This is a genomic window from Pantoea sp. GbtcB22 (assembly GCF_019091025.1).
Classification (GTDB): Bacteria; Pseudomonadota; Gammaproteobacteria; order Enterobacterales; family Enterobacteriaceae; genus Pantoea; species Pantoea leporis.
Genome location: NZ_JAGXKB010000854.1, coordinates 1 through 236, shown reverse-complemented (window position 1 = coordinate 236; position 236 = coordinate 1). Strand labels below are relative to the sequence as shown.

Genomic DNA, 236 nt, shown 5'->3' with positions numbered 1-236 from the left:
CCGCGAATCTTTTCAAGATCCGGCGCGATCCATTTCTCGAAGCTCGAGCGCTTGACGCGCCCGTTCATCTCGACGACGTGATCGTCAAAGACAAAGCTTCCAACCATCTCCGACGACAATTCGACTTTCATAGCCTGAACCGACTGATGAAGATAGAACCCAAGGTCGTCTTCGACAATGTGCAGGAGGCCGCCCACCTTCTCCGGCTCAAGCGACTGCGACCGGATGCCTTGCAG

At 55.5% G+C, this 236-nt stretch carries 1 protein-coding gene; it reads right to left on the bottom strand.

The features are described from left to right. On the bottom strand, positions 1 to 236 hold a 236-nt coding region (locus tag KVT28_RS26865; RefSeq protein WP_217551369.1), incomplete at both ends, for a hypothetical protein.